The sequence below is a fragment of the Ornithinicoccus hortensis genome (genome assembly GCF_006716185.1).
In the GTDB taxonomy this organism is placed as follows: domain Bacteria; phylum Actinomycetota; class Actinomycetes; order Actinomycetales; family Dermatophilaceae; genus Ornithinicoccus; species Ornithinicoccus hortensis.
The window spans coordinates 867,426-887,420 of record NZ_VFOP01000001.1 but is presented as its reverse complement, the minus strand read 5'-3'; the positions used below and the strand labels follow the sequence as shown (position 1 = coordinate 887,420).

General features: G+C 71.7%; 16 protein-coding genes and 2 pseudogenes. 4 read left to right on the top strand and 14 right to left on the bottom strand.

All coding sequences use genetic code 11. The features are described from left to right. Window positions 1-201: 201 nt before the first annotated feature. Window positions 202-2,127 carry a chorismate-binding protein gene (locus tag FB467_RS04050; RefSeq protein ID WP_141783950.1) on the bottom strand — a complete coding sequence of 642 codons (1,926 nt, stop codon included), beginning with the start codon at window positions 2,125-2,127 and terminating at the stop codon, window positions 202-204. A gap of 172 nt (window positions 2,128-2,299) precedes the next feature. On the opposite strand from FB467_RS04050, the gene FB467_RS04045 reads away from it, so the two are divergent. Continuing rightward, window positions 2,300-2,995, top strand: coding sequence for a hypothetical protein (locus FB467_RS04045; RefSeq protein ID WP_141783949.1), 696 nt, complete (start codon window positions 2,300-2,302; stop codon window positions 2,993-2,995). A gap of 15 nt (window positions 2,996-3,010) precedes the next feature. Here the strand turns inward: FB467_RS04045 and FB467_RS04040 are convergent, their stop codons facing one another. The 4 genes from FB467_RS04040 to uxaC are packed head-to-tail and all read right to left on the bottom strand — an operon-like array spanning window position 3,011 to window position 7,675. After that, on the bottom strand, window positions 3,011-4,321 hold the full coding sequence (locus FB467_RS04040; protein WP_141783948.1) for a nickel-dependent putative hexonate epimerase: 1,311 nt from the start codon (window positions 4,319-4,321) through the stop codon (window positions 3,011-3,013). Beyond that, complete coding sequence (locus FB467_RS04035; protein WP_141783947.1) at window positions 4,318-4,899, bottom strand: gluconokinase; 582 nt, start codon at window positions 4,897-4,899, stop codon at window positions 4,318-4,320. Before FB467_RS04035 ends, FB467_RS04040 begins: the two co-directional genes overlap by 4 nt. Then, a complete protein-coding gene (locus FB467_RS04030) occupies window positions 4,899-6,269 on the bottom strand; it encodes a mannitol dehydrogenase family protein (RefSeq protein ID WP_228393326.1) in 1,371 nt (456 codons plus the stop codon). The genes FB467_RS04035 and FB467_RS04030 overlap by 1 nt, the downstream gene beginning before the upstream one ends. Continuing rightward, on the bottom strand, window positions 6,266-7,675 hold the full coding sequence (gene uxaC, locus FB467_RS04025) for a glucuronate isomerase (RefSeq protein WP_141783946.1): 1,410 nt from the start codon (window positions 7,673-7,675) through the stop codon (window positions 6,266-6,268). The genes FB467_RS04030 and uxaC overlap by 4 nt, the downstream gene beginning before the upstream one ends. Window positions 7,676-7,881: 206 nt before the next feature. Here uxaC and gndA point away from each other — a divergent pair, with 206 nt between their 5' ends. The 3 genes from gndA to larB are packed head-to-tail and all read left to right on the top strand — an operon-like array spanning window position 7,882 to window position 10,892. Next, window positions 7,882-9,333 carry an NADP-dependent phosphogluconate dehydrogenase gene (gndA, locus tag FB467_RS04020; protein WP_141783945.1) on the top strand — a complete coding sequence of 484 codons (1,452 nt, stop codon included), beginning with the start codon at window positions 7,882-7,884 and terminating at the stop codon, window positions 9,331-9,333. Beyond that, on the top strand, window positions 9,326-10,195 hold the full coding sequence (larE, locus tag FB467_RS04015) for an ATP-dependent sacrificial sulfur transferase LarE (RefSeq protein ID WP_141783944.1): 870 nt from the start codon (window positions 9,326-9,328) through the stop codon (window positions 10,193-10,195). Before gndA ends, larE begins: the two co-directional genes overlap by 8 nt. Beyond that, a complete protein-coding gene (larB, locus tag FB467_RS04010; RefSeq protein ID WP_141783943.1) occupies window positions 10,188-10,892 on the top strand; it encodes a nickel pincer cofactor biosynthesis protein LarB in 705 nt (234 codons plus the stop codon). The genes larE and larB overlap by 8 nt, the downstream gene beginning before the upstream one ends. 45 nt (window positions 10,893-10,937) lie before the next feature. On the opposite strand, the gene FB467_RS04005 is transcribed toward larB, so the two are convergent. From FB467_RS04005 to FB467_RS03960, 9 genes and pseudogenes are all read right to left on the bottom strand, one after another. Then, entirely contained in the window at window positions 10,938-12,248 is a 1,311-nt protein-coding gene (locus tag FB467_RS04005; protein WP_141783942.1) for a TRAP transporter large permease, read from the bottom strand. Between the two features lie 3 nt (window positions 12,249-12,251). Beyond that, window positions 12,252-12,758, bottom strand: coding sequence for a TRAP transporter small permease (locus FB467_RS04000; RefSeq protein ID WP_141783941.1), 507 nt, complete (start codon window positions 12,756-12,758; stop codon window positions 12,252-12,254). A 1-nt stretch (window position 12,759) separates the two neighbouring features. After that, the gene (locus FB467_RS03995) at window positions 12,760-13,746 is read right to left on the bottom strand and encodes a TRAP transporter substrate-binding protein (RefSeq protein ID WP_228393325.1); all 987 of its coding nucleotides are present in this window, start codon (window positions 13,744-13,746) and stop codon (window positions 12,760-12,762) included. Between the two features lie 125 nt (window positions 13,747-13,871). After that, window positions 13,872-14,171 (bottom strand): annotated as a pseudogene (locus FB467_RS19260) (ABC transporter permease). A gap of 28 nt (window positions 14,172-14,199) precedes the next feature. Next, window positions 14,200-14,649, bottom strand: a pseudogene (locus FB467_RS19520) (ABC transporter permease); the annotation flags it as partial. A 69-nt stretch (window positions 14,650-14,718) separates the two neighbouring features. Further along, on the bottom strand, window positions 14,719-16,503 hold the full coding sequence (gene ilvD / locus FB467_RS03975; RefSeq protein WP_228393324.1) for a dihydroxy-acid dehydratase: 1,785 nt from the start codon (window positions 16,501-16,503) through the stop codon (window positions 14,719-14,721). Then, window positions 16,500-17,528: a ketol-acid reductoisomerase gene (gene ilvC / locus FB467_RS03970; protein WP_141783937.1), complete on the bottom strand. Its 1,029-nt coding sequence runs from the start codon at window positions 17,526-17,528 to the stop codon at window positions 16,500-16,502. Before ilvC ends, ilvD begins: the two co-directional genes overlap by 4 nt. A gap of 114 nt (window positions 17,529-17,642) precedes the next feature. Then, window positions 17,643-18,041: an acetolactate synthase small subunit gene (gene ilvN / locus FB467_RS03965; RefSeq protein ID WP_228393323.1), complete on the bottom strand. Its 399-nt coding sequence runs from the start codon at window positions 18,039-18,041 to the stop codon at window positions 17,643-17,645. Then, the gene (locus FB467_RS03960) at window positions 18,041-19,867 is read right to left on the bottom strand and encodes an acetolactate synthase large subunit (RefSeq protein ID WP_425325822.1); all 1,827 of its coding nucleotides are present in this window, start codon (window positions 19,865-19,867) and stop codon (window positions 18,041-18,043) included. The genes ilvN and FB467_RS03960 overlap by 1 nt, the downstream gene beginning before the upstream one ends. Window positions 19,868-19,995: the final 128 nt, after the last annotated feature.

Below are 19,995 nucleotides of genomic sequence, written 5' to 3'. Positions count from 1 at the left end.
CCAGTGCCCCAAACCGTCTCCCAGTGGGACGTGCGGCACCGTCCTGGGCCGGCCACCTCGACCCGGGACCGGCTAGGACGTGACGGTGGGTACGTCCTCGGCCCCATAGGGCTCTCGGAGGCTTCCGCTGATGAGTAGGGTGCCCTTGCCCGACAGAGAAGCGTCCTGCAAGCCCTCGGAAACGCGCCACACGCGGCGGATCTATGACACTTTGCCGCCAGGGCGTCGGATGTCCGACATTTCGGTGTCGAAGCCCGCTTCGTGGCCCAGCGCGTGCCGGATCAACCGGTGCAGCACGCCGAGCCCGTCCCGCGAGAGCACGGACTCGGCGTGGCCCTGAATCGAGGCGACGCCCGGGCCGCGCAGCCCGACCACCGCGTCGTGGGCCGGGTCGACCGCGGCCTCCAGGGGGGTGCCGACGCCGGCCCGCTCGACCACGGCGTCGCCGGGGCGGGGGACGAAGGTGTTGTAGAACCCGATCCGTGCCGGATGCCCCCAGAGGTCCACCGGGAGCTGGACGCCCTGGTTGGGCCGCTCCAGCCGGGTCACGTCCAGGCCGGCCAGGCGGGACAGGATCTGGTGGCTCAGGCAGACCGCCAGGACCGGCCCGCCGGCCGCCAGGCGCGCGGCGAGCAGGTCCCGCAGCCGGGTCACCCGCGGGTCGTCCGGATCGTCCGGGTCGCCCGGCCCGGGCCCGAAGAGCACCAGGTCGACCGCGGCCAGGTCCTGCTCGGTCACCTCGTCCCAGCGCGCCACGCGGGCAGCCATGCCGAAGTGGCGCACCTGGTGGGCCAGCATCTGGGTCCAGGTGTCCGCGGCGTCCACGACCAGCACCCGGCGCCCGAGGAGGTCCGGGTCCGGGCGGGCCTCCTGCGGGGACAGCCAGAACGGGGACAGCGACTCGTTGCGCGCCCCCAGTGCCTCGGCCACGCCATCGAGCTCCGCCAGCGGGACGGCATACGAGATGTCCCGCCGGGGGCGCAGTCCGAGCGCGGCGAGCATCCCGCTGGCCTTGGCCGTGGTCTCGGCCACCTCCGAGACGGGGTCGGAGTGGCGGACCAGGGTGGCGCCCGCGCTCACCGTCACGGTCCCTTCGTCGTCCAGGTGCGCGGTCCGGATCAGGATGGGCGCGTCCAGCTGTTCGCCGCCGTCGGCGTCCCGCTCGAGGAGGGCCAGCACCCCGGAGTAGTACCCGCGGCCCCCGGGCTCGTGCCGGGTGATCACGGTGCAGGCGTTCTCCATCGGCGAGCCGGTGACCGTGGGGGCGAACATGGTCAGCCGCAGCACGTCGCGCGGGTCGGCGTCCGAGCGCCCGTCGAGGAGGTACTCGGTGTGCGTCAGGTGGGCCATCTGCTTGAGGTACGGGCCGGTGATGCGTCCGCCGTCGGTGCAGATCTGGGACATCATCTTCATCTCCTCGTCGACCACCATGAAGAGCTCCTCGGTCTCCTTGGTGTCGGCGATGAAGCTGCGGAAGGCGGGCTCCAGGTCCGCCATGTCGGCGGGGTGGCGGAAGGTGCCCGAGATCGGGTTCATCCGCACCCGACCGCCCTCGACGCTCACGTGCCGCTCCGGCGTCGCCCCGACCAGGGTGTGCCCGGGGGTGTGCACCGCGAAGGTCCAGTAGGCGCCCCGCTCGTCGGTGAGCAGCCGCCGCAACCAGGTCAGGGCGGCGGTCGCCGGCTCCGTGGCGGTGTGGGCCAGCACGTCCCGGCGGATCACGAAGTTGGCACCCTCGCCGTTGCCGATCTCCTCCTCGATGACCCGGGAGACGATCGCGGCGTAGTCCTCGTCGGAGACGCTGAACCGTTCGTCGGTCACCTCGACCTCACCGGTCGGCAGGGCGGCCACCACCGCCTCGACCGGGACCCGCTCGTATGCCGTGCCGGTCAGCACCCGCAGCGGGGTGCCGTCGTCCCGCACGGCGAAGCCGCGCTCGGCGATCTGCCGGAACGGGACCATCGCCAGCACCGGGTGCCCCTCCTCGGCCGCCGGGATGTCGGCGAGCCGCGCGACGTCCGCGGTGGTCCCGCGCAGCACCTCGACCGTCTCCTGGCCCTCCCGCCACAGCAGCGCCCAGGCCTGGTCGGCGGGTGCTCGGAGGATGGCGTCGAGGACCGGATACATGCAGGGAATCCTCCCATCCTCCCGCCCCCCGCCGTCGCCCGCCGGGCACCGGCCGGCCACCGAAGGTTGTGAAATCTTTCACCGAATCCACAGCCTGGGCTCATCCGCCGTGCCTACCGTGGAACGACGGGTGCGCACGAGGCGCCCCCGCACCGTGAGAGAAGGCCCTGCCATGCGCACCGACGGGATGCCGCTGACCCCGTGGCGGATGCTGCCCGCACCACCGCTGTCGGGCGGGCCGCTGCCCGGGGTGGCCTCCGGCGAATTGGCCGCCCACGTGGCCCGGTGCCTGCCACCCGCCTCCGGTGACCGGGAGACCGTGATGGTCGACGACGGGCTGCTGATGGCCTGGCTCGGCAACGCCGAGCGGCTCGCCGACCAGCGCCCCGGACCGTTGGCCCGGCTGCTGGCCGCCCTGGTGCTCCCCCACGGGGACCGCGTCGAGGGCACGGCCCGGCTGCACTACGCGGCCCGCAACTGGGACGCGGCCGCCCTCCTCGACGCGGCATTCCGGTCGCTGGGCACCCCGCGGGAGCGGCGCGTGGCCCGGTTCTGCGAACTGGCCGGGCCGGTCGCCGAGCGGGCCCTGACCCCCGGCCCGGAGGCCGGTCTGGTCGTGCCCGCACTGTTCCCCGACGAGGCCGACGCGGTCAGCACCTGGCTGGAGTTCCTGCTGGGTCGCCCGGTCGCGGTGGTCCGGACCCACGACCGGGTCGGGCCGACCGGCCCGGGCCCACACCGGATCCACCCGCGGGTGCTGGGCTGCTCCGCCGGCGCGCTCCCGGCCGAGGTGGTCGAGCGCGTCCTCCAGGAGCAGTCGACCCGCTCCGGCAGCGTGCCGCTGGTGGGCGTGGTCCGTCCGGGCTGAGCACCCGGACCCCGGTCAGTCGGTCGCGTCCTCCCGGCCGCCGAGCTTCTCCCGGGTGGCCCACAGCCCCGCGGACGGGGTGGAGATGTAGAAGACCCGCTCGCCGTCCGGCATGGTGTTCCAGCCGTCCTGCATCACGGCCGGGTCGTAGCGCCGCTGGGCCTCCTCGACGTCCATGTAGGCATACCCGACCCCCTCGATCTCCTCGCGGGTCAGCCCGCCGGGGGCGTAGGTGATGGTGAACCGCCCCTCGCTTGACCCGTGCACCAGGTGGGCGGTGCCGTGCGGGATGTCCTGCATGTCCTCCTGGGTCGCGTAGAGCTCCAGCACCTCGGCCTGCGAGAGGTAGCCGTACTTGCGGATCAGGTCGTCGACCTCCGGCTGCTCCCCGAACCGGGTGACCCCCGGCGCGATCACCAGCAGCTCGCCGCCGTCGGCGATCGCCATCCGGGTCCGGTACACCGCCTTGTTCGCCACCCAGGTGGCCCGGAACTCGTCGGCCTGCATGACCGCCACGATCTTGTCGACCGGCTCGTCGAAGACGGTGATGTTCTGCGCCCGGCTGGCCCGGGCCGCGTCCAGGTAGGTGTCCAGGTCGTCCCCGACATACACCCCGGTGTGCACCAGGGCGCCGTCGTCGTCGTAGTCCATCACCACCTGGAAGTAGATGTCCTTCAGCTCGGACAGGAAGCGCTCCTCGGCGTAGTTGAAGCAGCGCCGGACGGGCGTCAGCAGGTTGCCCAGGTTGTTCTCGATCCCGTAGACGGCCGAGGCCATGTGCGAGGAGCCGAGGAGCCGCTTGCCCCCGAGGCCGATGAAGTAGTTCTTGTTGTGGTTGGCGAAGCCGAGCACCTCGTGCGGCACGACGTGGCCGATGTTGATGATCAGGTCCCACTCCTGCGTGACCGTCATCGTGTTGAGGTCGATCGGCATCTCCCAGTCGACCGCGCCCCCGGTGTACTCCCTGACCACCTCGGCCGGGACGGTGCCGACGTTGGTCACCCCGTCCTTCCAGTCGTGCTTGTGGATCCGCTCCTCGGGGATGGAGCCGAACATCCAGGTGTTGTCCTCCGGCGTGTGCGGCACGTGCTGGCCCAGCGTCGGGATGACGTGGACCTCGGCGCCCTCCTCGGTGAGGAGGTTGTAGAAGTACTCGGTGATCCACCCGACGCCCGCGTGGGCGCGGGTGATGTCGGGCGGTAACAGCAACACCCGGCCGTATGCCGTGATGCCGAGTCGCTCCTTGGACTCGGCCAGGGTGCGGCGCACCAGCTCCTCGATGGTGGCGCGCGTGATGGTGTCGTCCTCGTGCGTGAACCAGGTCATCGCGGGTCTCCTCCTCGGTGGGGGCGGTCGGGGGGTGCCGGGAGCCCGCCGGGACCGACCAACCAGTCCTCGGCGCGGTCCACGATCTCTTCGCGGGTCAGGGTCAGGTCCAGGGCGGTGCCCGGCTCGTCGGCCTCGAGCGGCTCCAGGGTGGCGACCTGGGACTCCAGCAGGCTCGGTGGCATGAAGTGGTCCCGGGTCCGCATCCGGGAAAGGATCGTCTCTGCAGGGCCGTCCAGGTGCAGGAAGGCCACCTGCCCGCCGCCCTCCCGCAGCAGGTCCCGATAGGAGCGCTTGAGCGCCGAGCAAGCCAGCACGGTCGACTCCCCCGCCGCACCCCGCTCCCGCATCCAGGTGGCGAGGGACTGCAGCCAGGGCAGTCGGTCCTCGTCGGTCAGCGGGATGCCCTCCGACATCTTGGCGACGTTGGCCGGGGGGTGGAAGTCGTCCGCGTCGGCGAACCGTAGGTTGAGCCGCCCCGCCAGCTCCGCCGCGATGGTGCTCTTGCCGGACCCGGACACCCCGATCACGACGACGTGGTGGGTCCGGGGCGCGGCGCCCGTCTGGTCGCCCGACATCAGACCGCCTCCTCGAACCCGGCCGCCTGGGCCAGGACCTGCTCGACCAGCGCCGGGTCGGGGTCGACGCCCATCCACCCCAGGAGGGTGCGGACGGCGTCGGCGGGCTCGGCGGCCGCCAGGTCCCCCACCACCGCCTCCTGGGCGTCCTGCACCGGCACCCCGTGCCCGTGCAGGTGGGCCAGCCAGGCGGCGACCGGTCGGGTGACCGCCTCGGGCCGGTTGCCGGCCGCGGCCTCGGCGGCCAGCACCGGGCCGAACCGGATCGGCACCTTCTGCGACCCGTCGGCCGCGATCTGGGCCAGCAGGTGCCGGATCCGGTGGTTGGCGAACCGGTCCAGGAGCGCCTCCCGGTAGGCGGCGACCGCTGCCTCATCGACCTTCAGGTGGCCGGCGGCCAGGTCCCACCAGTCCTCGACCCAGCCCCGGACGGTGGGGTCGGCGATCGCCTCCGCGACGGTCTCGTGCCCGCGCAGCGGCGCGGTGTAGGCCATCAGCGAGTGGGCGCCGTTGAGGAACCACAGCTTGCGCTCCTCGTGCAGCCGCACGTCGTCCACGAAGGTCGCCCCGGCGCGGTCCCAGGCGGGTCGGCCGGCCGGGAACTCCCCGGCCAGGACCCACTCCGCGAACGGCTCGGTGACCACGGCCTGCGGGTCGTCGACCCCGGTGGCCTCCGCGACCGCGGCACGGTCCTCGTCGGTGGCGCGCGGGGTGATCCGGTCGACCATCGTGGTGACCACGCCGACGTGCTGCTCGATCCAGGGCACCAGCGTGTCGTCGACCTCGGCGGCGAGCTCCCGGACGACCCGACCGACCATCGCGCCGTTGTCCGGCACGTTGTCGCACGGCACCAGCGCCAACGCCCCGGCACCGGCCGCGCGCCGCGCCAGGAGGCCGGCGACGAGCCGGCCGGGGGTGGTGCGCACCGCGTCGGCCGCCGGGTCCTCCCGCAGCGCGGCGATGTCGGCCTGCACGTCCGGGTCGGACAGGTCGAGCCCGCCCGAGGAGTCACGGCGGTAGCCCGCCTCGGTGACGGTGCTGGTCACCAGGGCCAGGTCCGGGGACGCGAAGTAGCCGCGCAGCGCCCCCAGGTCGCCCCCGGGATGCACCGCGGTCAGCGAGGAGATCACCTCCGGGCGGTCCCCGTCGACCTCCCTGACCAGCAGCGTGTAGAGGTTGTCCTGTCCGCCCAACTCCTCGGCGATCGTGGCCGAGCGTCCGGTGAAGGCGGCGTAGCCCCAGTCGGCCGCGTCGGGGGCGTGCTCGGTGAACCAGGCCTGGTGGGCCCGGAAGAAGTTGCCCACACCCAGGTGGACCATCCGGACGGGAGCGGGGGGCCGTCCGTGCTCGGCTCGAGTCAGCGGTGTCACAGTTTGAACGCCTTCTGCGGAATGGTGGTCACGAGGTCGGTCGCGATGCGTAGGGCATCCTCCTCCTCGAACTGGTGCTCGACGACGAGGCCGGCCAGGTAGCCGGCGTCGACCCGGCGCGACATGTCGTGCCGGGCCGGGATCGAGCAGAACGCCCGGGTGTCGTCGATGAACCCGGAGGTCCGGTAGAAGCCGACGGTCTCGGTCACCGCCGCCCGGTAGCGTCCGATCGCCCGGGGGGCGTCCAGGAACCACCACGGCGCGCCGGCATACACGCTGGGGTAGAAGCCGGCCAGCGGCGCGATCTCCCGGCTGAACACGGTCTCGTCGAGGGTGAACAGGACGAGCTGGAACCCCTCGGCGGTGCCGTACCGGCCGAGCAGGTCCGCCAGGCCTTTGGTGAACTCCACCCCGACCGGGATGTCGTGGCCGGTGTCGGGTCCGTGCGCCGCCAGGGTCGGTCCGTGGTGGTTCCGGTAGGAGCCGGGGTGCAGGGTCATCACGAGACCGTCGTCGGTGGCCATGCGCGCCATCTGGCCCAGCATGTGCCGGCGCAGCGCGGTGCTCTCCTGCTCGGTGGCGGTCCCGCCCAGGGCGGCGGCGTAGATCTGGCTGGCCTCCCCGTCGTCGAGGGTGAGGGTCTGGACGTCGACGTGGCTGTGGTCGCTGGACACCGCACCGTGCTCGACGAAGTAGCGCCGCCGTGCCTCCAGCGCCCGGAGGTAGCCGGCGTAGTCGCCGGTGTCCTCCCCCGAGACCTCGCCCAGTCGGGTCACCGACTCGGCGAAGTCGGCGCGTCCCGGCTCGAGGTACTTGTCCGGGCGGAAGGTGGGGATGACCCGTGGGGTGAAGCTGTCGTCGGCGGCGAGCGCCGCATGGTGGGACAGGTCGTCGCACGGGTCGTCGGTCGTGGCCAGCACGGTGATGCCGAACCGGTCCATCAGCGCGCGGGGGCGGAAGTTGTCCCCGGCGATCACCTCCGCGATCCGGTCGTAGCTGGCATCGGCCGTCGCTTCGCTGAGCCGCTCGGTGACCCCGAAGATGTCGACCAGCTGGTCCTCCAGCCAGTACCGGACCGGCGTGCCGAGGAACAGGTCCCAGTGCCGGCACAGGTGCGCCCAGGCCCGGCGGGACCCGGCCTCGTCGAGCTCAGCACCCCCCACGCCCAGCTCCCCCAGCGGGACCCCGGCCGCGTGCAGCATCCGGAAGATGTAGTGGTCCGGGGACAGCAACAGGGTGGTCGGGTCCTTGAACGGGAGGTCCTGGGCCAACCACTCCGGAGGGACGTGGCCGTGCGGGCTGATGATCGGCTGGTCCTGCACCGACCGGTAGATCCGCCGGGCGACGTCACGGGTGGCCGGGTCCGCGGGAAGCAACCGGTCAGGGGGCAATCCGTTCGGCGACATGGCCCCATACAAGCCGATATCTCGCGGCCCGGCCAGACCCTGCGGCAATCCTTGGCAACACGTTGCCGCCGTCCCCGTTCCGGACGTAACGTCCCTTGCCTCAGGGGTGCGACTCGGCCAGAGTGTGCCGGGAGGGCCCAGCCCTCGTCCGCCCCTGGCTGCAGAGAGTGTCCGCCCCGCCCGCCTACGACCCGAGGAGTCGCCCGATGGCCGCACCAGAGACCCCGCTCGCCCAGGTGGGGGTGATCGGCCTGGCGGTGATGGGTTCCAACCTGGCCCGCAACTTCGCCTCCCACGGCCACACCGTCGCCGTCTACAACCGCACCGTCGCCAAGACGGAGGCCTTCGACACCGAGTTCGGCTCCACCGGCACCTTCATCGCGGCCCCCACCCTGGAGGAGTTCGTCGCCGCCCTCGAGAGGCCCCGCAAGGTGATCATCATGGTGCAGGCCGGCAAGGGCACCGACGCGGTGATCGAGCAGTTGCGCCCCCTCCTGGAGGAGGGCGACATCGTGGTCGACGGCGGCAACGCCCACTACGAGGACACCCGGCGCCGGGAGGCGGCGCTGCGCGGGGTCGGCCTGCACTTCGTCGGCGCCGGGATCTCCGGTGGCGAGGAGGGTGCGCTGCACGGGCCGAGCATCATGCCCGGCGGCAGCCGCGAGTCCTACGCCGCGCTCGGTCCGCTCCTGGAGGACATCTCGGCCAAGGTCGACGGCGAGCCGTGCTGTGCCTATATGGGCACCGACGGGGCCGGACACTTCGTGAAGATGGTGCACAACGGTATCGAGTACGCCGACATGCAGTTCATCGCCGAGGCCTACGATCTGCTGTCCGCCGCCGGGCTGACCGCCGCCGAGATCGCCGAGGTGTTCCGGGAGTGGAACGCGGGCGACCTCGACTCCTACCTGATCGAGATCACCGCCGAGGTCCTCGACCAGGTCGACGCCGCGACCGGACGGCCGCTGGTCGAGCTGATCCAGGACGCCGCCGAGCAGAAGGGCACCGGGCGCTGGACCGTGCAGATCGCGTTGGAGCTCGGCGTGCCGGTCAACACCATCGCCGAGTCGGTCTTCGCCCGGTCCACCTCCGGTCACGCGGGCCTGCGGGAGGCCGGACGCGGCGCGCTGACCGGCCCCGACCGCACCATCACGGTCGCCGACCGGGCGGCCTTCGTGGACAACGTCCGGGCCGCGCTCTGGTCGGCCAAGGTCGTGGCCTACGCCCAGGGCCTGGACCAGATCAGCACCGCCGCGCGGACCTACGACTGGGACGTCGACCTGTCCGAGGTCGCCCGGATCTGGCGGGGCGGCTGCATCATCCGCGCCCGGCTGCTGCACCGCATCCGGGACGAGTTCGCCGGGGCGCAGCTGCCCACCCTGCTGGCCGCCCCGAGCGTGGCGGCCGAGCTGGCCGAGAGCCAGGACGCCTGGCGCGGCGTCGTCGGGGTGGCCACCACGGCCGGCGTGCCCGTCCCCGGGTTCAGCGCCGCCCTGGCCTACTACGACACGGTGCGGGCCGAGCGGCTCCCCGCGGCGCTGGTGCAGGGGCTGCGCGACTTCTTCGGGGCCCACACCTACCAGCGGACCGACCGGGCAGGGACGTTCCACACCCTCTGGTCCGGCGACCGGTCGGAGGTCGACCTCATCGATGCCTGAGTCGCGGGTCGACGTCACGGCGACGGTCGAGGACCGGGTCGCCGCGCTGATCGAGGCCGTCCGGCCGCACCTCGGGCGACCGGACAGGCTCGGCGTGGCCTACTCCGGGGGCGTCGACTCCACGACCCTCCTGACGGTCGCGGTGCGGTTGCTCGGCCCCGAGCGGGTCGTCGCCATCCTCGGGGTCTCCCCCAGCCTGGCCCGGGACGAGCGTGCCGCGGCCCACGACATCGCCCGGCTGATCGGTGCGCCGGTGGTCGAGGTGGAGACGCACGAGGGAGACCTGGCGGCCTACCGGGCCAACGGGCCGGACCGCTGCTTCCACTGCAAGGACGAGCTGTTCACCCGGATCGACGACCAGCTGGTCGCCGAGCACGGGCTCACCGCGGTCGCCTACGGCGAGAACGCCGACGACGCGGTGCGCCCCGACCGGCCGGGTGGGCAGGCGGCGACCAACCACCGGGTGCTGCGGCCGCTGGCCGACGCCGGCCTGACCAAGGCCGACGTGCGGGCGGTGGCGGCGGCGCTGGGCCTGCCGAACGCCGACAAGCCCGCCGCCCCCTGCCTGGCCTCGCGCATCCCGCACCACGAGGAGGTCACCCCGGAGAAGCTGGCGCAGATCGATGCCGCCGAGGCGGCCGTGCGCGGGCTGGGCTTCACCGACTGCCGGGTCCGCCACCACGGCGACATCGCCCGGTTGGAGCTCACGCCGGAGGAGCTCGTGCGCGCCGTGGCGCCGGACACCCGGGATGCGCTCGTCCGTGGGGTGCGGGACGCCGGCTTCCGGTTCGTCACCCTGGACCTGATGGGCATCCAGTCCGGCGCGTTCACCCTGCCCCTGGTCGCCGTGCGGCATGGCTGAGGAGGCGTCACCGACCGACCCGTTGGCCGGGATCGCGGAGTTCGACTTCGACCGCGGCACCCGCCGGGGCTACCCCGAGGCGGTGCTGGGCGAGGGGAAGTCCGTCGACCAGCTGGTCGCCATCGCCACCGCCCTGCGGGACCGGGGCGCCCAGGGCGGGGGGTCGGCCCAGACCATCCTGTTCACCCGGGTCGACCCGGACCGGGCGCAGGCCGTATGCCGGGTGCTGCCCGACGCCGAGCACGACCCGCTCGCCCGGATGGTGGCCTGGCCGGGCACGGTGCCCGAGCCGGCCGGCGAGCAGGTCCTCGTGCTGTGCGCCGGGACCGCCGACATCCCGGTCGCGCGCGAGGCGTGGTTGACGGCCCGCTACCTCGGCCGTCCCGCCGACCTGGTCGTCGACGTCGGGGTCGCCGGGCTGCACCGGGTCCTGGCCCGCGTCCCGGCGATCCGCGCCGCCGGTGCGGTCGTCGTCGTGGCGGGGATGGACGGGGCGCTGGCCAGCGTCGTCGCCGGGCTCACCGCCGCACCGGTCGTCGGGGTGCCCACGTCCGTCGGTTACGGCGCGGCGTTCGCCGGCCTGGCACCCCTGTTGTCGATGCTGAACGCCTGCGCCCCGGGGGTATCGGTGGTCAACATCGACAACGGGTACGGCGCCGGGCACCTCGCGGCACAGATCACCGCGCCGCGCGGCTGAGCGGGGCCGGGTCGGCGACCCGGCCCGCGGCCCGCTGGCCCACCGCTACTCCGACAACAGGCCGAACTGGTCCGGCAGCCACAACGAGAGCGGCCCGACGTACACGACGAGCAGCAGCCCGACGATCAGGGCGAGCAGGAACCAGACCAACCTGGCCACCACCGGCTCGATCCCCAGACCGGCGACGCGCGCCCCGACGAAGAGCACGTTGCCGACCGGCGGGGTGATCACCCCCACGCTCAGCGCGTAGACGATCATCGTGCCGAAGTGCACGGGGTCCATCTCGAAGGCGGTCACGATCGGCAGGAAGATCGGGGTGAAGATCAGGATCGCCGGCGTCGGGTCCATGAAGGTGCCCACCAACAGCAGGATGACCACCATCATGAACAGGATCACGTTCGGGCTCTCCGAGATACCCAGCAGCAGGTCTGAGACCGCCTCCGGGATGTGTGAGAACGACATGACGAACGACAGGGCCGTCGAGACACCGACCAGGAGCATGATGATGGCCGTGGTGCGTGCCGCGTCGAGCAGGCACCTCGGCAGGTCCGAGACCTTGATCGTGCGGTAGACGAACCCGAGGACCAGGCAGTAGACGACCGCGATGGCCGAGGACTCGGTGGCGGTGAAGTAGCCGCCCACGATGCCGCCCACCACGACCACGATCATCAGCAGGGACGGCACCGCCCGCCAGATCACCCACAGTGCCTGCCGGAAGGTGACGGGCTGGGCCGCCTGGGGGCTGCTGTAGCGGCGGTAGGTGAGCAGCACCACGAAGATGCAGGCGGCCGCCCAGATCAGGCCGGGGATCACCCCCGCGATGAAGAGGGCACTGATCGAGGATCCGCTCACCAGCGCGTAGACGATGAAGGTGTTGCTCGGCGGGATCAGCATGCCCGCGGGCGCCGAGGCCACGTTGACGGCGGCGGACCAGGGCTTCTGGTAGCCCTCCTGCTCCATCCGTGGCGTCATCACCGTGCCGATCGCCGCGGCCGCGGCCACCGCGGCACCGCTCACCGCGCCGAACATCGCGTTGGCGACCACGTTGGTGTTGGCCAGGCTGGCCGGGGTCCTGCCCACCAACACCTTGGCTGCGTCGATCAGCCTGCCGGCGATGCCCCCCGTATTCATCAACACCCCGGCCAGCACGAAGAACGGGATCGCCAACAGGGTGAAGGAGTTGATCCCGGTGAACAGCCGTTGGCTGGAGACCAGGGCGGCCTTCTCGAAGTCCAGCAGCACGATGGCCGCGAAGAAGGACCCGAGACCGATGCTGACGGCAATCGGCACCGAGAGCAGGATGCCGGCCGCGATGGTGGCGACGAGGACGAGGGCGGCGATCGCGATGGGGTCCATGGGTCACACCACCTGGGGGTTGTCGTCGACCTCGATGGCGGCCTCGACACCCCGCAGGACCGCTAGGAGGTGGTAGACGGCGTAGAAGGCGATCAACACCCCGGTGATCGGCATCACCAGGTACATCACGCCCACCTGGGTGGGCAGCGCGCTGAGCGACTGGCCCCAGGCTCCCCGGGAGGCGCGGATCCCGCCGTAGATCAGGACCGCCCCGGCGAACAGGATGATCGACAGTTGCACGACGACGGCGACCGCCTTCTGGACCGGGGCGGAGAACTTGGTGACCACGAAGTCGACCGCGATGTGCCCGCGCTCGGAGAAGACGAGAGCCGTGGCGAACAGCCCGACCCACACGAAGGTGTAGCGCGCCAGTTCTTCGGTCCAGGCGCTCGGCGAGTTGAGCACCTGCCGGGTGAACACCTGCCAGACCACCACGACCACCAGCAGGGCGAAGAGCGCCACGGAGGCCCCTCTCAGCACCCCGTCCAGACCCTTCTTGATGGGTTCCACCTCAGCGCTCCTGTTCCCCGGCCGCAGCCCGGATCTTGTCGTAGAGCTCACGTTGCTCGGGTGTCGTCAGGAACTCGTCCGCCAGCGGCTCCAGCGCCTCCCGGACCTCGTCCTGGTCGATCTCGATGTAGGTCGCCCCGCCGGCCTTGGTCTCGGTGATGGCCTCCTGGGTCGCTTCCTCCCACAGCTGGGTGTGGTCCTTCCAGGTGTTCTCCCACTCCTCCTCCACCAGGGCCCGGTCCTCGGGGGTGAGCGCATTCAGGTTCTCGGTGCTGACCACCATGTAGTCCAGACCGACCAGGTGGTTGGAGTTGGTGAAGTACGGGGCCACCTCGTAGTGCTTCTGGGTGTAGTAGGACACCTCGTTGTTCTCCGCCCCGTCCAGCACCCCGGACTGCAGCGCCGTGTAGACCTCGCCGAAGGCCATCGGCGTCGGGGATCCGCCCAGCGCCCGGATCATGGCCAGGTTGAGCTCGCTCTCCTGGACCCGGATCTTCTTGCCCCGCAGGTCGGCGAGGCCGTCGATGTCTTCCTTGAGGTAGATGTGCCGGGAGCCCTGCGTGAGGCCGCCCAGCACGGTGAGCCCGTTGCTGTCCTCCAGGGAGGTGTAGAGGTCGCCGACGATCTCCGGGTCGTGCACGACGGGCATCTGGTGGTCCACGGAGTCGAACAGGCCCGGCAGACCGAGCACCCGGAAGTCCAGATCGAGATTCTCCAGCTGCGACCCCGAGATGATGGCCATGTCGATGATCCCGTCGCTGACCAGCTGCATCACCTCCGCCTGCGCGCCGAGCGTCTCGTTCGGGAAGATGTCGAGCCGCAGCCGGCCGTCGCTGCGCTCCTCCAACCGGTCGCTGTAGTTGTCCAGGGCGATGTAGGAGGGATGCGTCTCGGTCTGGTTCAGCGAGACCCGCAGGATCGTGACGTCGCCGCCCCCGCCACCGCCGCAGCCTGCCAACCCCACCAGGAGCGCAGTGACCAGGGTCATCGCTCGCAATCGATTCCTCATCGCAGCCCTTTCGCAGGCACGCCAGCGTGACTTCCTGACCTAATCAGATCCCCTGACAACCCGCAATGGGTCGGGCAACCGGACCGCGACCCCGGCCGCTCTGATCACCGGTCGACCGCTTCGGGCCGCTGCGTCCCGAGGCGCAGGGCCAGCGCCCGCGCGGTGAGGACGCCGGTGACGGCTTCGGCGGCGAGCAGGCCGACCAGGACGAGGACCTGCACCTGGGCGGCGTAGGCCACCGGGACTCCGCCCAACAGCAGTCCGACGAACGCGCCGGGCAGGGTGACCAGTCCGGCACTGCGCGTCTAGTCGACCGCCGGCACCAGGGCCCTCGCCACCGAGCGCCGCGCCAGGTCGGCGACCGCCTGCCGGGGCTGAGCGCCGAGCGCCAACCAGCCCTCCACCACGTGCCACTCCCCCCCGGACGTCCTCCCCCATCCGCAGCCCGGTCAGCCCCGCGGCCGTCATCGACCCGCCGATCAGCTGGGCGGTGAACGGCAGCACGGTGCGGGCGTCCGTCTCCAGGGCGCCGCTCAGCAGCACCGGCAGCACCGCGCAGACCGTGCCGGCGGCGATGGCCCCGACCAGGCGCAGCAGGGTCCAGCGCCCCAGCCCGATCCGTCGTTGCGCGGTCAGGGCGGCCACGCCGAGCATCACCGGCAGGTAGACGGCCATCCCCTCCGGGTGCCGGAAGATCCAGGCGATGACGAGCGCGACCAGCGTGAGCTGGACCGCACCCCGCAGCGTGGCCACGAGCAGGTCGGCGCCCATCCGGACGCGGGCTACCGCCAGGACCCCACCGCGATACCCACCAGGACCAGCAGGGCCAGGCCGACCCTCAGCTCGGGTGACACGGAGCCACGGCCGACGACATACCCGCATACCGAGATGACCACCGCGCCGGGGACGGGGATCCCTGCGCGGTGGCCATCGGTGGACGACTCGGACCGGTCAGTCGCAGACCGCCCCGTAGGAGGCCGAGCCGACCAGGCGGCTGTACTTGGCCAGCACCCCGCGCCGGGCCCGTTCCGGGGGCTCGGGGGCCACCCAGGCCGCGCGTCGCTGCTCCAGGGTCGCCTCGTCGACGTGCAGGTCCAGGGTGCCCTTGGCCACGTCCAGCTCGATGACGTCGCCGTCCTCGACGAGGGCGATCGGGCCGCACTCGGTGGCCTCGGGTGCGATGTGTCCGACGCACAGGCCGGTCGTGCCGCCGGAAAACCGGCCGTCGGTGATCAGCAGCACGTCCTTGCCCAGCCCGGCACCCTTGATCGCGCCGGTGATCGCCAGCATCTCCCGCATCCCGGGCCCGCCCTGCGGTCCCTCGTTGCGGATCACGACGACGTCGCCGGCGGCGATCGTGCCGTCCTCGAGCGCGTCCATCGCCGGGCGTTCCCGGTCGAAGACCCGGGCGGTCCCGCGGAAGACGTCGGAGTCGAAGCCCGCCGACTTCACGACGGCCCCGCCGGGCGCCAGGGTGCCCTGCAGGATGGTCAGCCCGCCGGTCTTGTGGATCGGGTTGTCCAGCGCCCGCAACACGCTGCCGTCCAGGTCCGGTGGGGCGATGTCGGCAAGGTTCTCGGCGACCGTCCGACCGGTCACGGTGAGGCACTCGCCGTGGATCAGCCCGGCGTCCAGCAGCGCCTTCATCACGACCGGGATGCCACCGACCCGGTCGACGTCCACCATGACGTGCTGACCGAACGGCTTCACGTCGGCCAGGTGCGGCACCTTCGCGCCGACCCGGCGGAAGTCCTCCAGGGTGAGCTCGACCTCCGCCTCGTGCGCGATCGCCAGCAGGTGCAGCACCGCGTTGGTCGACCCGCCGAAGGCCATCACCACGGCGATCGCGTTCTCGAACGCCTCCTTGGTCAGGATCTGCCGGGCGGTGATGCCCTGCCGGAGCATCTCCACCACGGCCTCGCCGGACTTGCGGGCGAACCCGTCCCGGCGCCGGTCGGTGGCGGGCGGGGCCGCCGACCCGGGCAGCGACATGCCCAGGGCCTCGGACACCGCCGCCATCGTGTTGGCCGTGTAGAACCCGCCGCAGGCGCCCTCCCCGGGGCAGATCGCCCGCTCGATGGCGTCGACGTCGTCGCGCGACATCAGGCCGCGGGCGCAGGCGCCGACGGCCTCGAAGGCATCGATGATGGTGACCTCGCGCTCGCTCCCGTCGGACAGCTTGGCGATGCCCGGCAGGATCGACCCGGCGTAGAGGAACACCGAGGCCAGGTCGAGCCGTGCGGCCGCCATCAGCATCGCCGGCAGCGACTTGTCACAGCCGGCCAGCAGCACCGAGGCGTCCAGCCGCTCCGCGCTCATCACCGTCTCCACGGAGTCGGCGATCACCTCGCGGGACACCAGGGAGTAGTGCATCCCCTCGTGCCCCATCGAGATGCCGTCCGAGACCGAGATGGTGCCGAACTCCAGCGGGTAGCCACCGGCCGCGTGCACGCCGTCCTTGACCGCCTTGGCCAGGCGGTCCAGGGACAGGTTGCACGGGGTGATCTCGTTCCACGAGCTGCCCACCCCGACCTGTGGCTTGGCGAAGTCGTCGTCGCCCATCCCGACGGCGCGCAGCATGCCGCGGGCCGCGGCCCGCTCCATCCCGTCGGTGACGTCGCGCGAGCGGGGCTTGGGGTCGACGTCCGTATGCCGGGTGCCGGCACCGCCGCCGGCCTGCGCCGTCGCGGTGGTCGGGTCCTGCGTGTCCGGGTCCGTGTCCGTGGGGGTGCTCACCGCGCTGCGGTCCCCTCCACGTAGTCGGAGTCGTGCGACTTGACCCAGGCCATCATGTCCCGCAGCTCGCGGCCGACCTTCTCGATCGGGTGGGCCTCGGCCTCGCCGCGGAGCTTGGCGAACTCGGGGGCCCCGGCGTCCTGGTCGTCGATGAACCGCTGGGCGAAGGCGCCGTTGCGCACGTCCTCCAGGACGGCCTGCATGTTCTGCTTCACCGCGTCGTCGATGACCCGCGGGCCGGAGACGTAGTCGCCGTACTCGGCGGTGTCGGAGACCGACCAGCGCTGCTTGGCGATGCCGCCCTCGTACATCAGGTCCACGATGAGCTTGAGCTCGTGCAGGCACTCGAAGTAGGCGACCTCGGGCTGGTAGCCGGCCTCGGTCAGGGTCTCGAAGCCCTTCATGATCAGCTGGGAGACGCCGCCGCACAGCACGGCCTGCTCGCCGAACAGGTCGGTCTCGGTCTCCTCGGTGAAGGTGGTCTCGATCCCGCCGGCCCGCAGGCCGCCGATGGCGGAGGCGTAGGACAGGGCCAGGTTGAGTCCCTGCCCGCTGGCGTCCTGCTCCACGGCGACCAGGACCGGCACGCCGCGACCGTCGACATACTCACGGCGCACGAGGTGACCCGGACCCTTCGGGGCCACCATGCACACGTCCACCCCCTCCGGCGGGGTGATGTAGCCGAACCGGATGTTGAAGCCGTGGCTGAAGAACAGCGCGTCGCCCTCGTTCAGGTTGGGCTCGATGGCGTCCTTGTAGAGGGTGCGCTGGGTGTGGTCCGGGGTGAGCACCATGATCAGGTCCGCCTCCTGGGCGGCCTGCTCGGGCGTGACCACCCGCAGGCCCTCGGCCTCGGCCTTGGCGCGGGACTTGGAGGTCTCGGGCAGTCCGACGCGGACGTCGACACCGGAGTCACGCAGCGAGAGGGCGTGCGCGTGACCCTGGCTGCCGTAGCCGATGACGGCGACGGCACGGTCCTGGATGAGGCTGAGGTCGGCGTCCTCGTCGTAGTACATCTTCGCCATTGCGGTGGTGCTCCTTCAGGGGGTTGTCAGTGGGTGTCGGGCGCGGCGGGTGGGACGACCCCACCCTACGGAGCGGCACCCCGAGGTGGTGTGCGGGACCGGTCCGGGGGTCGCTCAGCCCCAGGCGGCGGCCATCGCGCCGACCGGCCGCGGGCCGTTGTCGTTGATCGCCCACAGCTGGTCCCGGATCGCGGTGGCGTCCTCCAGCTCCTCGATGTGGATCACCTCGATCAGCTTGTCCAGCTGGCTGGTGACCTTGTGCAGCTGCTCGGCGCCGACGTTGACCACGATGGTCATCCGGGAGACCTTCGGGTCCTGGGTGGGGCCGACCACCAGGTGGTCGATGTTGAAGCTGCGGCGGGCGAACAGGACCGAGACCCGGGCCAGGACCCCGGGGTTGTTCTCGACCAGGACGGACAGTGCGTGACGGCTCATGGCGGGTGCCTCTCGTGGGGTGGTGCGCGGTCGGGGGTGGGTCGTGCGGTCGGTGGGACGGGTGGTCAGGGTGGTCATCAGTCGTCCTCCTCGAAGACGGGGGCCATGCCCTTGGCGTACTGGATGGCGTCGTTGCTGGTGCCGGAGGCGACCATCGGCCAGACCTGCGCCTCCTGGCTGACCCGGAAGTCCACGACGACCGGCTGGTCGTCGATCTCCATCGCCCGGTGGATCGTGGCGTCCACGTCCTCGGGGCGATCGCAGAGCAGGCCGACGCAACCCAGCGCCCGGGACAGGCCGACGAAGTCGGGCACCTGGGTGGAGTGCAGCGTGGAGTGGCTGTAGCGCTGGTCGTAGAACAGGGTCTGCCACTGGCGGACCATGCCCAGGGCGCCGTTGTTGATGACGGCGACCTTGATCGGGATGCCCTCGACGGCGCAGGTGGCCAGCTCCTGGTTGGTCATCTGGAAGCAGCCGTCGCCGTCGATGGCCCACACGGTGGCCTCCGGCCGGCCCAGCTTGGCGCCCATCGCGGCCGGGACCGCATACCCCATGGTGCCCAGACCACCGGAGTTCAGCCAGGTGCGGGGCTTCTCGAAGCCCAGGAAGTGCGCGGCCCACATCTGGTGCTGCCCGACCCCGGAGGCGTAGACGGCATCCGGCCCGGCGATCTGACCGATCCGCTCGATCACCTGCTGCGGGCTGACCGACCCGTCGGCGGGGATGTCGTAGCCGACCGGGTACCGCATCCGCATCCGGGACAGGAAGGCCAGCCACTCGGCGTAGTCGGCCCCACCCTCCCCACCCACCAGTTCCTGGGTCAGCGCGGCGATGGTCTCCTTGCAGTCGCCGACCAGGGCGACGTCCGCGTGCCGGACCTTGTTGATCTCCGAGGGGTCGATGTCGGCGTGGACCACCTTGGCGTGCGGGGCGAACGACTCGCGCTGACCGGTGACCCGGTCGTCGAAGCGGGCGCCCAGGCTGACGATCAGGTCGGACTTCTGAAGGGCCGCGACCGCGGTGACCGAGCCGTGCATCCCCGGCATCCCCATGTGCTGGGGGTGGCTGTCCGGGAACACGCCCCTGGCCATCAGGGTGGTCACGACCGGGATCCCGGTCAGGTCTGCCAGGGCCCGCAGCTCGGCGTGCGCCCCGGCCTTCAGGGTGCCGCCCCCGACGTACAGGACCGGCTTGCGCGCGGCCCGCACCATCGCGGCCGCGTCCCGGACCGCCTCGGGTGCCGCCGTGGTCTGCGGGTTGTAGCCGGTCATCGCCAACGGCGCCTCGGTCCCACTGGTCAGCGCGGTGAAGGCGTCCTTGGAGACGTCCACCAGCACGGGGCCGGGGCGGCCGCTGGCGGCTAGGTGGAAGGCCGCACGGACGGTGCCGGCGATCTGGTCCGGGTCGGTCACCAGGAAGGAGTGCTTGGTCACCGGCATCGCGATGCTGCGGATGTCGGCCTCCTGGAAGGCGTCAGAGCCGATCGCGCCGCTGGGGACGTTGCCGGTGATGGCCACCATCGGCACCGAGTCCATGTTGGCGTCGGCCAGTGGCGTCACCAGGTTGGTGGCACCCGGGCCACTCGTGGCCAGGCAGACGCCGACCTTGCCGGTGGCCATCGCGTAGCCCTGGGCGGCGTGGCCGGCGCCCTGCTCGTGGCGGACCAGGACGTGCCGCAGGCCCGGCGCCTGGTACAGCGCGTCGTAGAGCGGGAGGACCGCCCCTCCGGGTAGGCCGAAGATGTGCTCTACCCCGACGCTCTGCAGGGTAGAGACCAGGGTCTGTGCCCCGGTCGCCTGAGCGACGGCGGTCTGTGCGGTCATCTGTTCTTCCTCGTCTGCGGGTGGTGCTCGGGGGCGTTTCTCGGTGGTCGGTCTGGGTGGTGGTTTCTGTCCGGGCAACAAAAAACCCTCCGGCCCGGTGGGCAAACGGAGGGAGGACGCGTCTCGGTATGGCTACCGGCTGACGCGCCCCTTGGTAATAAGTACGATGCTGAGATGCATGGGGCAACCATGACCCCATGTGATGGGTT

Excerpts from the sequence above, each read along its gene's own strand:
- FB467_RS04050 (WP_141783950.1), bottom strand. The coding sequence starts at position 2,127 with ATGTATCCGGTCCTCGACGCCATCCTCCGAGCACCCGCCGACCAGGCC.
- FB467_RS04045 (WP_141783949.1), top strand. The coding sequence starts at position 2,300 with ATGCGCACCGACGGGATGCCGCTGACCCCGTGGCGGATGCTGCCCGCA.
- FB467_RS04040 (WP_141783948.1), bottom strand. The coding sequence starts at position 4,321 with ATGACCTGGTTCACGCACGAGGACGACACCATCACGCGCGCCACCATC.
- FB467_RS04035 (WP_141783947.1), bottom strand. The coding sequence starts at position 4,899 with ATGTCGGGCGACCAGACGGGCGCCGCGCCCCGGACCCACCACGTCGTC.
- uxaC (WP_141783946.1), bottom strand. The coding sequence starts at position 7,675 with ATGTCGCCGAACGGATTGCCCCCTGACCGGTTGCTTCCCGCGGACCCG.
- gndA (WP_141783945.1), top strand. The coding sequence starts at position 7,882 with ATGGCCGCACCAGAGACCCCGCTCGCCCAGGTGGGGGTGATCGGCCTG.
- larE (WP_141783944.1), top strand. The coding sequence starts at position 9,326 with ATGCCTGAGTCGCGGGTCGACGTCACGGCGACGGTCGAGGACCGGGTC.
- larB (WP_141783943.1), top strand. The coding sequence starts at position 10,188 with ATGGCTGAGGAGGCGTCACCGACCGACCCGTTGGCCGGGATCGCGGAG.
- FB467_RS04005 (WP_141783942.1), bottom strand. The coding sequence starts at position 12,248 with ATGGACCCCATCGCGATCGCCGCCCTCGTCCTCGTCGCCACCATCGCG.
- FB467_RS03995 (WP_228393325.1), bottom strand. The coding sequence starts at position 13,746 with ATGACCCTGGTCACTGCGCTCCTGGTGGGGTTGGCAGGCTGCGGCGGT.
- ilvC (WP_141783937.1), bottom strand. The coding sequence starts at position 17,528 with ATGGCGAAGATGTACTACGACGAGGACGCCGACCTCAGCCTCATCCAG.
- ilvN (WP_228393323.1), bottom strand. The coding sequence starts at position 18,041 with ATGACCACCCTGACCACCCGTCCCACCGACCGCACGACCCACCCCCGA.